Source organism: Geodermatophilus sp. SYSU D00779 (assembly GCF_054050595.1).
The window spans coordinates 93,578-106,957 of record NZ_JBJGZQ010000002.1; the positions used below are offsets into that span (position 1 = coordinate 93,578).

Consider the following 13,380-nt stretch of genomic DNA (forward strand, 5'->3'; position numbering starts at 1 on the left):
CCCGTCCTCCCCACCCCTCGCAGGCTCAGGGCGGTGCCCGGGACGGGGCCGCTCCACGACGTCACCGGGTGCTACAGGCCCCCGAGGGCGGCGTCCAGCGCGATGGCGAGGTCGGTGACCACGTCGGTGGTGTCCTCGATGCCGCAGGAGAACCGGACGAAGCCCGGCGGGACGTCGTCCCCGCCCCACTGGGCCCGCCGGTCCAGCGTGCTGTGCAGACCACCGAAGCTGGTGGCCGCCGCCCACAGCCGGCTGGTGGCGACCAGCCGCGCGACGGCGGCCTCGTCGGGCAGCACCGCCGAGACGACGCCCACCGGACGGGCCATCTGCCTCGAGGCCAGCGGGAACGAGGGGTCCTCCGGCCGCCAGGGCCACCGGACGCCGGTCACCCGGGGATGGGCGGCCAGCAGCTCGGCGACGGCGCGGGCGTTCTCCGCCTGGCGGGTCAGCCGCAGGTCGAGCGTGGCCATCGAGCGGTGGCCCAGCCATGCCTCGAACGGCCCCGGGGTCGCGCCGGTGTGGTCCCGCCAGCTCTTCAGGCGCGCGTACACCGCGTCATCGGTGGTGCTCACGTGCCCGAGCAGCAGGTCGCTGTGCCCGGTCAGCGCCTTGGTGTCCGCCCCGATGGTGAGGTCGGCACCGAGGGCCAGCGGACGCTGGCCCAGCGGCGTGGCGGTGGTGTTGTCGACGGCGAGCAGCGCGCCGGCGTCCCGGGTCGCCTCCGCGACCGAGGCGACGTCGCAGACGTCGAGCTGGGGGTTGCTCGGCGTCTCCAGCATCACCAGCCGGGCACCCCGGAGCTCCCCACGGGCGGCGCGGCCCTCGATCTCCGGCGTCGGCACGTACTCCACCCGCAGGCCCAGCCGGTCGAGCTCCTCACGTCCCAGCAGCCGGGTCGTGTAGTAGCCGTCGGCAGGCAGGACCACCCGGTCCCCCGCGCTCGCGCAGGCCATGAGCGCGGCGGTGACCGCGGCCATGCCCGTCGCGAAGGACAGGCAGCGACCGCCGTCGAGCTCGCCCACGGCCGCCTCGAAGGCGCGGAGGGTGGGGTGCTCGGTGCGCGCGTACGCGTCCGCCCCGTCGGCGCGCGGTGGCCGGTCCCCGAGGTGGAACGGCGCGGCGAAGACCGGCGAGGGCCGCAGCGGCGCGCCCGGCACGGGCGCGTCCTCACCGGCACGGACCGAGCGGGTGCCGTCGCCCCACTCCTCCGGCAGCTCGCTCACGTGCGCTCCGCTCTGGTCGACGCGGTCACTCGGGCTTGGCCTCCCTGGACATGATGTCCTTGACGATCTGCGTCACCGGGACGCCGTCGTGGCACACCCGGACGACGGCCTCGGTCAGCGGCATGTCGACCCCGTGCGCCCGCGCCAGGTCCAGCACGGGCTGGCAGCTCTTCACCCCCTCGGCGACCTGCCGGGTGGTCCGCTGCACCTCCTCCACCGACATGCCGCGCCCCAGCCGCTCGCCGAAGGTGCGGTTGCGCGACAGCGGGGAGCTGCAGGTGGCCACCAGGTCGCCCAGACCGGCCAGCCCGGCGAACGTGGCGGGCTCGGCGCCCAGGGCCGCGCCCAGCCGGGCGGTCTCGGCCAGCCCGCGGGTGATCAGCGAGGCCCGGGTGTTGTCGCCGAAGCCCATGCCCTCGGTGATGCCGCAGGCCAGCGCGATGACGTTCTTGACCGCGCCGCCGAGCTCGCAGCCCACCAGGTCCTGGTTGGTGTACGGACGGAAGTAGGGGGTGTGGCAGGCGGCCTGCACCTGCGCCGCGCGGTCGTGGTCCTCGCAGGCCACCACGGTCGCGGCCGGCTGCTCCTCGGCGATCTCGCGGGCCAGGTTGGGGCCGGACAGCGCGGCGACCCGGTCGGGCCCGGCGCCGGTGACCTCGCCGATCACCTGGCTCATCCGCTTGGTGGTGCCCAGCTCGACACCCTTCATCAGCGAGAGCAGCACGGCGTCGGGGGGCAGCAGCGGCGCCCACTCGGTGAGGTTGGCCCGCAGCGACTGGGAGGGGACGGCGAGCACCACGATCGCGGCGTCGGCGAGCGCCTCGGCGGCGTCGGCCGTGGCGCGCAGCCGGTCGGGCAGCCGGATGCCGGGCAGGTAGTCGGGGTTCTCCCGGGTCTCGCCGATCGCGTGCGCCAGCTCCGGGCGGCGGGCGTGCAGCACCACCGAGCAGCCGGCGTCGGCGAGCACCTTGGCGAAGGTGGTCCCCCAGGAGCCGGCCCCCAGGACGGCGGCCCGCGTGCCGATGCTGCGGCTCACGCGGCGCTCCCGGGCAGGTCGCCGGGCAGCGTGCGCCGCGGGTGGGGGGTGGTCGAGGTGGGCACCGGCTCCCCGCGGAGCTCGGCCAGCTGGTCGCGCACGCAGGCCATCATGCGGTCGGTCACCTCGCGCAGCAGCTCCCCGGTCAGCGGCCGGCCCGCGCGCACCTGCGCGCGCAGGTCGGTGAGGTCCACCGGCTCGCCGACCAGGTGGTCGGCGCGCGTGCGCAGCCGCGGGTGCAGCTGCTTGGTGTGGTAGTCGTGCAGCCGCTGCGGCCCCCACTGGGCCACCGGCAGGACGACGGCGTCGGTGGTCAGCGCCAGTCGCGCGACCCCGGTGCGGGCCTCCATGGGCCACCAGTCGGGGTCGCGGGTGACCGACCCCTCGGGGTAGATGACCACGACGTTGCCGGCGGCGAGGTCGGCCTCGGCGGCCGCCAGCGAGTTGCGCGCGTCGGCCCGGCCGCGGGCCACCGGGATCTGCCCGGCGGCGCGCAGGATCCGCCCGGCGAGCCCGGTGAAGACCGCCTCCTTGGCCAGGAAGTGCGGCACGCGGCCGCAGTCCCAGACCAGCCGGGCGCAGGCCAGGGGGTCGAGCACCGACACGTGGTTGGCCACCAGGAGGACCGGGCCGGTGCGCGGGAAGCGCTCGGCGTGCCGGTAGCGCATCCGGAACAGCAGCCCCGTGACCGGGTAGACCACCGCGACGCACAGCGCCAGGGCCGGCGGCAGCGGCCGGCGGGTGCGCCACCGCGACGACGGGGCTCCGGTGCGGCGCGATCCCCCGGTCCCCGGGGACCCGTCCTGCGTCACCGGTTCCTCCCTCCTGCCCGCCCGGCCCCGGCCGGACCGGCGACGTCCTGAGGACCCATCGTGGCCCGGACCGGTCCGCGCGGCGCACCGGGGTCCGGTCCGGCCGGTCGGCGCCCTCCGCCGGTGTGCTCACATTGTGGCCGTGCGCGCGTGGTCGGTCGTCGTCCCGGCCAAGCGGCTGCGGCTGGCCAAGACCCGCCTGACCCCGCTGCCCGCGGGCCTGGAGGGTCCGCCGGGGACCGCGCACGACCGGCTGGTCCTGGCGCTGCTGGCCGACACCGTGGCGGCGGCCCTGGCCTCGCCCGCCGTCGCCGCCGTCCTCGTCGTCACCGACGACCCCGCGGCCGCCGGGACGGTGACCCGGCTGGGCGCCGCCACGGTGCCCGACGAGCCCGACCGGGGCCTCAACCCGGCGCTCGCCCACGGCGCCCGCGTCACCGGGGCCGCCGCGGTGGCCGCGCTCTCCTCGGACCTGCCGGCGCTGCGCCCGGAGGAGCTGACCGCCGCCCTCGCCGCGGCGGAGGTCGCGGCGCGCTGCTTCGTCGCCGACGCGCAGGGCACCGGGACGACGCTGCTCACCGCCGTCGGCACCGCCCTCTCCCCCGCCTTCGGAGCCGGGTCGGCGCAGCGGCACGCGGCCGGTGGCGCCGTCCCGCTGACCGGTGGCTGGCCGGGGCTGCAGCGGGACGTCGACACACCCGGCGACCTGGAGGCCGCCCGGGCGCTGGGCGTCGGCCCGCACACCGCGGCGCTGCTGGGCGGAGCCGCCCGGCCGCCCGGCTGACCCGTTGCCGGCGACCCACCGGCAACCGGACTGCGGCACGATGAGCCCGTGCCCTCGACCAGACCCGGCGCCCCCGCCGACCGGTACATCAACCGCGAGCTGTCGTGGTTGGACTTCAACGCCCGTGTGCTGGAGCTGGCGGAGGACGACTCCCTGCCGCTGCTGGAGCGGGTGAAGTTCCTGGCGATCTTCGCCGGCAACCTCGACGAGTTCTACATGGTCCGCATCGCCGGCCTGAAGCGCCGGCAGAGCACCGGTCTGACGGTGCGCTCCCCCGACGGGCTGACCATCCGCGAGCAGCTGGCGCGGGTCACCGAGCGGACGCGCGACCTGGTGCACCGGCACGCCGACGTCTTCACCAAGGACATCTCCCCGCGCCTGGAGGAGGCCGGGATCCGGATCGTGCACTGGGGTGAGCTGGCCGAGCACGAGGCCAAGCGGCTGCGGGAGTACTTCCGCGACCAGGTCTTCCCGGTGCTGACCCCGCTGGCGGTCGACCCGGCGCACCCCTTCCCCTACATCAGCGGGCTGTCGCTGAACCTCGCCGTCCAGGTGCGCGACCCCGACACCGGCGCGCCGCGCTTCGCCCGGCTCAAGGTGCCCAACAACGTGCCCCGGTTCGTGCGGGTCGCCAGCTCCGACCGCGACGCCACCTTCCTGCCGCTCGAGGACCTCATCGCCGCGCACCTGCAGCAGCTGTTCCCGGGCCTCGACGTCATCGACCACCACCTGTTCCGGGTGACCCGCAACGCCGACCTGGAGGTCGAGGAGGACCGCGACGAGGACCTGCTGCAGGCCCTGGAGCGCGAGCTGGCCCGCCGCCGCTTCGGCCCGGCGGTGCGGCTGGAGGTCGCCGAGCCGATGGACCCGCGGATCCTCGACGTGCTCATGAGCGAGCTGGAGGTGGACGGCTCCGACGTCGTCCACGTGCCCGGCCTGCTCGACCTCGCCGCGCTGTGGGAGCTCTACGGCCTCGACCGGCCGGAGCTCAAGGACGAGCCGTTCGTGCCGGCCACCCACCCGCGGTTGTCGGAGGGCGAGACGCCCAAGAGCGTGTTCGCGACCCTGCGGGAGGGCGACGTGCTCGTCCACCACCCGTACCACTCGTTCGCGACCAGCGTGCAGCGCTTCATCGAGCAGGCGGCCGCCGACCCGAACGTGCTGGCGATCAAGCAGACGCTGTACCGCACCTCGGGTGACTCCCCGATCGTCAACGCGCTCATCGACGCCGCGGAGGCGGGCAAGCAGGTCGTCGTCCTGGTGGAGATCAAGGCGCGCTTCGACGAGGAGGCCAACATCAGCTGGGCCCGCTCGCTGGAGCGGGCCGGCTGCCACGTCGTCTACGGGCTGGTGGGGCTCAAGACCCACTGCAAGACGGCGCTGGTGGTGCGCCGGGAGAGCGGCGTGATCCGCCGCTACTGCCACATCGGCACGGGCAACTACAACCCGAAGACCGCGCGGCTCTACGAGGACCTCGGCATCCTCACCGCCGACCCCCGGGTGGGCGCCGACCTCACCGACCTGTTCAACACCCTCACCGGCTACTCCCGGCAGACCACCTACCGCCGGCTGATGGTCGCCCCGCACGGCATCCGTCCCGGGCTGGTGGAGAAGATCCGGCGGGAGGCCCGCCACGCCCGCGAGGGCCGGCCGTCGGGCATCCGGATCAAGGTGAACTCGCTGGTCGACGAGGAGCTCATCGACGCCCTCTACGACGCGTCGTCGGCCGGTGTCCCCGTGGAGCTGCTCATCCGCGGCATCTGCTCGCTGCGGCCCGGCGTCCCCGGGTTGTCGGACAACGTGCGGGTGCGCTCGATCGTGGGCCGGTTCCTCGAGCACTCGCGGGCGATGTGGTTCGCCGGCGGTGGGGACGACGAGTGGTGGATCGGCAGCTCCGACCTCATGCACCGCAACCTCGACCGCCGCGTGGAGGTGCTGCTGCGGGTGTGCGACGAGACCGCCGAGCGGGAGCTGCAGGGGATGTTCGACGCGGCGATGGCCGAGGGCGTGCGCTGCTGGGAGCTGGGCAGCGACGGCACCTGGACCCGCACCGGCGAGTGCGACTACCAGGGCGCGCTGATGGCGGCGGCGGTGGACCATGCCGGCTGAGACCGGCGGTCTGGTCCGCGCCGCCGGTGGCGCCCTGTGGCGCCCGGCGGACGGCGGCGGCCTCGAGACCGCGCTGGTGCACCGGCCCAAGTACGACGACTGGTCGCTGCCCAAGGGCAAGCCCGACGAGGGCGAGCACCTGCTGGAGACCGCGGTGCGCGAGGTGGCCGAGGAGACCGGGCTGGACGTCGTCGTCGGACGGCGCAGCGTGCGCACCGAGTACGAGGTGCCGGAGGGTCCCAAGCGGGTCGACTACTGGCTGATGCGGGTGGTCGGCGGCGAGTTCGAGCCCAACGACGAGGTCGACGAGCTGCGCTGGCTGCCGGTCGAGGATGCCTGCGCGCTGGTCAGCCACGCCCACGACCGCGCCGTGCTGGCCGACCTGGCGCGCACCGACGTCCCCCGGCAGCCCTCGCTGCTGCTGGTCCGGCACGCCAAGGCCGGCAGCAAGTCCGACTGGGACGGCCCCGACGAGCTGCGCCCGCTGGATGGCAAGGGCCGCCGGCAGGCGGCGCGGCTGGCGCGGGTGCTCCCGCTGTTCGCCCCCGTGGAGCTGCTCACCGCCGAGCGGGTCCGCTGCCGGCAGACCCTCGAGCCGCTGGCCGCCCGGCTGGGCCAGGGCATCGGCTCACTGCCCCAGCTCGGCGAGGAAGAGTACGCCGCCGATCCGCAGGCGGCCCTCGTCGCGGTCGAGCGGCTGCTCGGCCCGCGTGAGGAGCCGGGGGTGGCCGTCGTCTGCAGCCAGGGCGGGGCGATCCCGTCGGTGCTGGCGGCCCTCGGCGTCCGCTTCGCCGGCGTTCCCGGCACCTTGCACCCGCCCGCTGCGAAGGGCAGCACGTGGGTGCTGGGCGGGCGGCCGGGCGCGCTGTCGGCCGACTACTACCGGGACTTCTCGGCCGACGCCGCCGAGGACCCGGCCTTCACCGGCCTGCGCTGAAGGCCGCGGGCACCCGGCGTGGTGGCTGCTGCGGTCGCTCGTACCGGGCGGCGCAGTGCCGCGCTGTCGCGCTGTTCCTGACGCCTCCGCGCCGCTGCAGCGGCGCGCACGCGGGTGGAACAGCGCGAGGGTGGGAAGTCGTGGACAGCCACCCGAGCGCACTGCCGGACGGCCCCGTCCTCAGGCGGGGAGGGCGGGCAGCGCCTTGGGCAGCCAGGCCGGACGGCGGGCCTCGAAGGCCTCGATGTCGGCCAGGTGCCGCTCGGTGAGCCCGACGTCGTCGAGGCCCTCCAGCAACCGCCAGCGGGTGTACTCGTCGACCTCGAACGGCACGCTGTGGCCGCCGTAGGAGACGCGCTGCTCCTGCAGGTCGACGGTCACCGGCGTGGCGGGGTCGGCCTCCACCGCCGCCCACAGCGCCTCGACCTCGGCCTGCGGCAGGACGACGGTGAGCAGCCCGGACTTGGTCGAGTTGTTCTTGAAGATGTCGGCGAACCGCGAGCTGATGACCACGCGGAACCCGCCGTCGAGCAGCGCCCAGCAGGCGTGCTCGCGCGAGGAGCCGGTGCCGAAGTCCGGACCGGCCACGAGGACCGACGCGTCGGCGTACTGCGGCTGGTTGAGCACGAAGTCCGGCTCGTTCCGGCGCCAGGCGACGAACAGGCCGTCCTCGAACCCGGTGCGGGTGATCCGCTTCAGGTACTCGGCCGGGATGATCTGGTCGGTGTCGACGGCGCTGCGGCGCAGGGGGGCCGCGGTGCCGGTGTGCGTGGTGAAGGCGTCCATGGCTCTCAGGGCTCCAGTGCGGGTCAGACGGTGGCCGGGACGGGGGCGTCGGCCAGGTCGGCGGGGGCGGTCAGCTTCCCGGTCAGCGCGGTGGCCGCGGCGACCGACGGGGACACCAGGTGGGTGCGCCCGCCCTTGCCCTGCCGGCCCTGGAAGTTGCGGTTGCTGGTCGAGGCCGACCGCTCCCCCGGCTTGAGCTGGTCGGGGTTCATGCCCAGGCACATCGAGCAGCCCGCGCCGCGCCACTCGGCGCCGGCCTCGGTGAACACGCGGTCCAGGCCCTCGGCCTCCGCCTGCAGCTTGACCCCGACCGACCCGGGGACGACGAGCATCCGGGTGTCCGGGTCGATGTGCTTGCCGCGCAGCAGCTCGGCGGCGATGCGCAGGTCCTCGATGCGGCCGTTGGTGCAGGAGCCGAGGAACACGGTGTCGACCTCGATCTCGCGCAGCGGCGTGCCGGGCGTCAGCCCCATGTAGGCCAGCGCCTGCTCGGCGGCGCGGCGCTCGCCCTCGTCGGCGATCGCCGCGGGGTCCGGGACCGACGCCGCGATCGGCAGGCCCTGGCCGGGGTTGGTGCCCCAGGTGACGTACGGCGTGAGCTCGGCGGCGTCGAGGACGACCTCGGTGTCGAAGACCGCGCCCTCGTCGGTGCGCAGGGTCTCCCAGTACTCGACGGCGGCATCCCAGTCGGCGCCCTGCGGGGCGTGCGGGCGGCCCCGCAGGAAGTCGAGGGTGGTCCGGTCCGGGGCGATCAGCCCGGCGCGGGCGCCGGCCTCGATCGACATGTTGCAGATCGTCATCCGGGCCTCCATCGAGAGGGCCTCGATGGCGCTGCCGCGGTACTCGATGACGTGGCCCGCGGCGCCGTTGGTGCCGATCTTGGCGATGACGGCCAGGATGACGTCCTTCGAGGACACCCCCTCGGGCAGCACGCCGTTGACGGTCACGGCCATCTGCTTGGGCCGGTACTGCGGCAGGGTCTGCGTGGCCAGCACGTGCTCGACCTCGCTGGTGCCGATGCCGAACGCCAGCGCACCGAACGCGCCGTGCGTGGAGGTGTGGCTGTCGCCGCAGACGATCGTCATGCCCGGCTGGGTCAGTCCCAGCTGCGGGCCGATGACGTGCACGATGCCCTGGTCGCGGTCGCCCATCGGGGCCAGGCGGATGCCGAACTCGGCGGCGTTCTTCCGCAGCGCCTCGACCTGCGCGCGGCTGACCGGGTCGGCGATGGGCTTGAGGATCTCCAGCGTCGGGACGTTGTGGTCCTCGGTCGCCATCGTCAGCTCGGGGTGGCGCACCGTGCGGCCGGCGGCGCGGAGGCCGTCGAACGCCTGCGGGCTGGTCACCTCGTGCACCAGGTGCAGGTCGATGTAGAGCAGGTCCGGCTCGCCCGCGGCGCTGCGCACGACGTGGGCGTCGTAGACCTTCTCCGCCAGGGTCTTCGGCACGGCTGGTCCCTCCGGGGTCGGGGCTCGCTCCGGTGCGGACGACCGGGCTGGCCATCTCACGCTGTGGGATGCGAGTATTGCTGTGTGGGACAGCCTAACCCCGTCGCCGTCTTGGACAAAGCGGTGGCCATCCTCCGCGCCGTGGCCGCCGAGCCCGCGACCCTCGCCGAGCTCGTCGAGCGCACCGGGCTGCCCCGGGCGACCGCGCACCGGCTGGCCGTGGCCCTCGAGGGGCACCGCCTGGTCCGGCGCACGCCGGCCGGCGCGTGGGCGCCCGGCCCGGCACTGGCCGAGCTCGGCCGCGGGGTGGCCGACCTCGCCGAGCTGGCCGGCCGGCACCTGGTCGCGCTGCGGGACGCCAGCGGGGAGAGCGCCCAGTTCTACGTCCGGGACGGCGCCAGCCGGGTCTGCGTGGCCGCCGCCGAGCGGGCGCACGGGCTGCGCGACACCGTGCCGGTGGGGGCGCGGCTGCCGATGACGGCGGGCTCGGCCGCGCACGCGCTGCTCGCCTTCGCCCCCGCCGACGAGGTCACCCCGCTGCTGCCCAGCGCCAGCTTCACCGCCCGCACGCTGCTCGACGTCCGCCGCAGGGGCTGGGCGCACAGCATCGCCGAGCGCGAGCCCGGGGTCGCGTCGCTGTCGGCCCCGGTGCGCGACGCCGCGGGCGGGGTCCTGGGCGCCGTCTCCATCTCCGGGCCCGTCGAGCGACTGGGTCGCCGTCCCGCCCCGGAGGTGGTCGGCGCGGTGCTCGAGGCCGCCGGCGCCATCTCGCGCGCCGCCCGCTGAGGGAGACCCCCTGCCACCCGTCCGCTCCGCTCTGGCGGCGTCGACCACGGGGTCGTTGCAGGGCCTCGCGGCGGGTCTGCGCATGCCGCCTGCCGGGAGCCCGTGATCGACCCGGGAGGGGACGGCGCGGGCCATCCCCCCAGATGGCGGCCGGAGGCCGCTGCGCAGCCGCCTGGCCGCCCGGGCAGTTCCCCTCCGCGGTCCCCCGGTCGAGACTGGGGGCATGACCGCCACCGAGCCCACCCACCGCGGCCGCGCCCGGATCGCCGAGCCCGGGGAGGGCATCGGCCTCGACGAGCTGGCCCTGGCCACCCGCAACCACGGGATGCCGCTGGAGGCGCTGCGCTACGACGTCACGCCGCCGGGGCTGCACTACGTGCTCACCCACTACGACATCCCCGCCGTCGACCCGGCCACCTGGTCGCTCGAGGTCGGCGGCGCCGTCGGCCGCCCGCTGCGGTTGACGCTGGAGGACCTGCACCGCCGTCCCGCCGTGACCTCCCGGGTGCTGCTCGAGTGCGCCGGCAACGGCCGTGCCCGCTTCGAGCCGCGGCCGGTGAGCCAGCCGTGGCTGCTGGAGGCCGTCGGCACCGCCGAGTGGACCGGCACGCCGCTGGCCCCGCTGCTCGAGGAGGCCGGGATCGCCGACGGGGCGGTCGACGTCGTCTTCACCGGCGCCGACCACGGCGTGGAGCGCGGCGTCGAGCAGGACTACGCGCGCGGCCTGCCGCTGGCCGAGGCGATGCGCCCGGAGGTGCTGCTGGTCTGGGGGATGAACGGCGTGCCGCTGCCGCCCCAGCACGGCGCTCCGCTGCGGCTGCTGGTGCCGGGCTGGTACGGCATGGCGCACGTGAAGTGGCTGACCCGGGTCGAGGTCCTCGACCGGCCCTTCGACGGCTTCCAGAACGCCACGGCCTACCGGCTCAAGGTGGACGCCGGCGACCCCGGCGAGCCGGTCACCCGGATCGCGCCCCGCGCGCTGCTCAGCCCGCCCGGCTGGCCGGACTTCATGACCCGCGAGCGCTTCCTGCGCCCCGGACCGGTTCCGCTGACCGGGCGGGCCTGGTCGGGCCGGGCCCCGGTCACCGGCGTCGAGGTCAGCACGGACGGCGGGGCCACCTGGTCGGCCGCCGAGCTCGACCCGGCCGACCCGGCGCACCCCTTCGCGTGGCGGGCCTGGCGCTACCCGTGGACGGCGGAACCGGGCACCTGGGAGCTGCTCGTCCGGGCGACCGACGCCGAGGGGAGCCAGCCCACCGAGCAGGTCTGGAACCGGCAGGGCATGGCCAACAACCTGGTGCAGCGCGTGCCGGTCACGGTCCTCGAGTGACCGGGTCCGCTCGCGGACGTGGCCCCGCCCTGAGCGTGCGCAGGGTGGGGAGGACGGTGGCCCTCCTGCAGGGACCCGCCGCGAGCGTGCGAGCGGTGGGGGGCAGGAGGGTCCTTCTTCAGTGCCCGACGGGCCGGTCCTCGTCCCCCGCGACGTCGGCGCCCGGATCGACCACCACGGGGCGCAGCCGCGACCACAGGGCGAACGCCGCGGCGAAGACCAGCATGGCGATGCCGACCCACAGGTTGGCGTTGAAGTCGCCGGTCTTGGCCCGGTCGTCCGGTGAGTCGCTGAACAGCCCCATGAGGACCAGCACGACGCCGTAGAAGCCGATGAGGCCGGCGATGACGTTGCGGACGTCGAAGGCCCCCGCCCGGTGCGCCCGGGGCTGCTGTCCGGTGTTGCTCACGTGCGGCTCCTCTGCGGTGCGGCAGTCATCGGAAGACGACGTTGAGGACGATCACCATGACCAGGGAGATCCCGGCCAGCTTGGTCGGCGACTGGTACCAGGGCAGCCGGTGCGCGTCGGGGTCGGTGCGCTGCTCGCGCGGCGTCTCGGAGTAGACCAGCCCGGCGAGCTCGGCCACCGGCTTCGGGCGGGTCACCAGGGAGACCGCGACGCTGACGACGATGTCGACGACGAACGCGGCGCTCGCGGCGACGAAGCTCGCGCCCTGACCGCTGAGCGGGATCACGCCCACCGACGCCGCGCCGAACGCGTCCTCGCTGAGGAAGGCGACGAGGACGGCGGCGAGCGTGCCGGACACCAGGCCGGCCCACCCCGCGGTCGCCGTCATCCGCTTCCAGAACATGCCGAGGATGAACGTGGCGAACAGCGGCGCGTTGAAGAAGCCGAACAGCGTCTGCAGGTAGTCCATCAGGTTGCTGTAACCGGAGGCGATCAGCGCCGTCCCGATGGCGACGACCGTCGCGCCGACCGTGGCCCAGCGGCCGACCTGCAGGTAGTAGTGGTCCGGCTCGTCCTTCTTCACGTACGTCTGCCACAGGTCGTAGCTGAAGACCGTGTTGAAGGCCGAGATGTTGGCGGCCATGCCGGCCATGAACGCGGCCAGCATGCCGGCGATGGCGACGCCGAGCAGGCCGTTGGGCAGCACGTCGCGGATCAGCGCGAGCATCGCGTCGTTGTACTGGAGCTCACTGCTCTGCCCGGCCTTGAGCTGCTGGATCTCCGGCACCAGGACGCCGGCGATGATGCCCGGGATCACCACGATGAACGGCACGAACATCTTCGGGAACGAGCCGATGACCGGCGTGCTCCGGGCCGCGGACATCGACTTGGTCGCCATCGCGCGCTGGACCTCGACGAAGTTCGTCGTCCAGTAGCCGAACGAGAGCACGAAGCCCAGGCCGAACACGATCCCGATGACCGACCACACCGGGCTCTCGAAGGTGGACAGCTCGGTGCCGGGCCAGGACCGCAGCTGCTCGGCGTTGCCGGCCTCGGTGACCCGGTCGACGAGACCGCCGATCCCGCCGACCCGGTGCAGGCCGATCAGGGTGAGCGGCAGCAGCGCCGCGACGATGACGAAGAACTGCAGGACCTCGTTGTAGATGGCCGCCGACAGCCCGCCGAGGGTGATGTAGCTGAGGACGACGGCCGCGGCGACGATCAGCGAGACCCACAGCGGCCAGCCCAGCAGCGACTCGACGATGGTCGCGAGCAGGAACAGGTTGATGCCGGCGATGAGGATCTGGGCCAGCGCGAACGACAGCGCGTTGACCAGGTGGGCCCCGGTGCCGAACCGGCGCCGCATGAACTCCGGGACGCTGCGCACCTTCGACCCGTAGTAGAAGGGCATCATCACCACGCCCAGGAACAGCATGGCCGGGACCGCGCCGACCCAGAAGTAGTGCATGGTCGGCATGCCGAACTGCGCGCCGTTGGCGGACATGCCGATGATCTCGACCGCACCGAGGTTGGCGGAGATGAAGGCCAGCCCGGTCACCCACGCGGGCAGCGACCGGCCCGACAGGAAGAAGTCGAGGCTGTCGGAGACCCGCTGGCGCGCGGCCAGTCCGATCAGGAGCACGACCGCGAAGTAGACGACGACCAGCAGGTAGTCGACGAACGAGGCGTCGAGGCGGAGCGCATCCACGGGTCGGGACCT

General features: G+C 74.5%; 12 protein-coding genes. 5 read left to right on the forward strand and 7 right to left on the reverse strand.

Annotated features, from left to right (window positions below):
* Positions 1-71: 71 nt before the first annotated feature.
* Genes ACI79G_RS01805 through ACI79G_RS01815 form a run of 3 tightly spaced genes read right to left on the reverse strand, consistent with a single transcriptional unit; the run spans position 72 to position 3,071 of the window.
* Complete coding sequence (locus tag ACI79G_RS01805; RefSeq protein WP_456879152.1) at positions 72-1,223, reverse strand: cystathionine gamma-lyase; 1,152 nt, start codon at positions 1,221-1,223, stop codon at positions 72-74.
* Positions 1,224-1,248: 25 nt separating this feature from the next.
* Positions 1,249-2,259, reverse strand: coding sequence for an NAD(P)H-dependent glycerol-3-phosphate dehydrogenase (locus tag ACI79G_RS01810; protein WP_456879154.1), 1,011 nt, complete (start codon positions 2,257-2,259; stop codon positions 1,249-1,251).
* The gene (locus ACI79G_RS01815) at positions 2,256-3,071 is read right to left on the reverse strand and encodes a lysophospholipid acyltransferase family protein (protein ID WP_456879156.1); all 816 of its coding nucleotides are present in this window, start codon (positions 3,069-3,071) and stop codon (positions 2,256-2,258) included. Before ACI79G_RS01815 ends, ACI79G_RS01810 begins: the two co-directional genes overlap by 4 nt.
* A 142-nt stretch (positions 3,072-3,213) precedes the next feature.
* Here ACI79G_RS01815 and cofC point away from each other — a divergent pair, with 142 nt between their 5' ends.
* From cofC to ACI79G_RS01830, 3 genes are read left to right on the forward strand one after another with little or no spacing between them, the layout of a single operon-like run.
* Entirely contained in the window at positions 3,214-3,855 is a 642-nt protein-coding gene (gene cofC / locus ACI79G_RS01820) for a 2-phospho-L-lactate guanylyltransferase (protein WP_456879158.1), read from the forward strand.
* 48 nt (positions 3,856-3,903) lie between these two features.
* Entirely contained in the window at positions 3,904-5,964 is a 2,061-nt protein-coding gene (locus ACI79G_RS01825) for an RNA degradosome polyphosphate kinase (protein WP_456879160.1), read from the forward strand.
* Positions 5,954-6,901, forward strand: coding sequence for an NUDIX hydrolase (locus ACI79G_RS01830; protein ID WP_456879162.1), 948 nt, complete (start codon positions 5,954-5,956; stop codon positions 6,899-6,901). Before ACI79G_RS01825 ends, ACI79G_RS01830 begins: the two co-directional genes overlap by 11 nt.
* A 180-nt stretch (positions 6,902-7,081) precedes the next feature.
* Here the strand turns inward: ACI79G_RS01830 and leuD are convergent, their stop codons facing one another.
* Both leuD and leuC read right to left on the reverse strand, forming a co-directional pair.
* On the reverse strand, positions 7,082-7,687 hold the full coding sequence (gene leuD, locus ACI79G_RS01835) for a 3-isopropylmalate dehydratase small subunit (protein WP_456879164.1): 606 nt from the start codon (positions 7,685-7,687) through the stop codon (positions 7,082-7,084).
* A 23-nt stretch (positions 7,688-7,710) separates the two neighbouring features.
* Positions 7,711-9,135 (reverse strand): 3-isopropylmalate dehydratase large subunit, encoded by a 1,425-nt coding sequence (leuC, locus tag ACI79G_RS01840; RefSeq protein WP_456879166.1) that lies wholly within the window; start codon positions 9,133-9,135, stop codon positions 7,711-7,713.
* A gap of 123 nt (positions 9,136-9,258) precedes the next feature.
* Here leuC and ACI79G_RS01845 point away from each other — a divergent pair, with 123 nt between their 5' ends.
* On the forward strand, positions 9,259-9,921 hold the full coding sequence (locus tag ACI79G_RS01845; RefSeq protein ID WP_245699872.1) for an IclR family transcriptional regulator: 663 nt from the start codon (positions 9,259-9,261) through the stop codon (positions 9,919-9,921).
* 223 nt (positions 9,922-10,144) lie between these two features.
* Positions 10,145-11,251, forward strand: coding sequence for a sulfite oxidase (locus ACI79G_RS01850; protein ID WP_456879169.1), 1,107 nt, complete (start codon positions 10,145-10,147; stop codon positions 11,249-11,251).
* A 118-nt stretch (positions 11,252-11,369) separates the two neighbouring features.
* On the opposite strand, the gene ACI79G_RS01855 is transcribed toward ACI79G_RS01850, so the two are convergent.
* Positions 11,370-11,660, reverse strand: a complete 291-nt coding sequence (locus ACI79G_RS01855) for a hypothetical protein (protein WP_091212505.1) — start codon at positions 11,658-11,660, stop codon at positions 11,370-11,372.
* 25 nt (positions 11,661-11,685) lie between these two features.
* Entirely contained in the window at positions 11,686-13,368 is a 1,683-nt protein-coding gene (locus ACI79G_RS01860; protein WP_456879172.1) for a sodium:solute symporter family protein, read from the reverse strand.
* Between the last annotated feature and the right edge of the window lie 12 nt (positions 13,369-13,380).

Bases quoted from the DNA above. Each gene is read 5' to 3' on its own strand.
- ACI79G_RS01830 (WP_456879162.1), top strand. From the start codon at position 5,954: ATGCCGGCTGAGACCGGCGGTCTGGTCCGCGCCGCCGGTGGCGCCCTG.
- leuD (WP_456879164.1), bottom strand. From the start codon at position 7,687: ATGGACGCCTTCACCACGCACACCGGCACCGCGGCCCCCCTGCGCCGC.
- ACI79G_RS01850 (WP_456879169.1), top strand. From the start codon at position 10,145: ATGACCGCCACCGAGCCCACCCACCGCGGCCGCGCCCGGATCGCCGAG.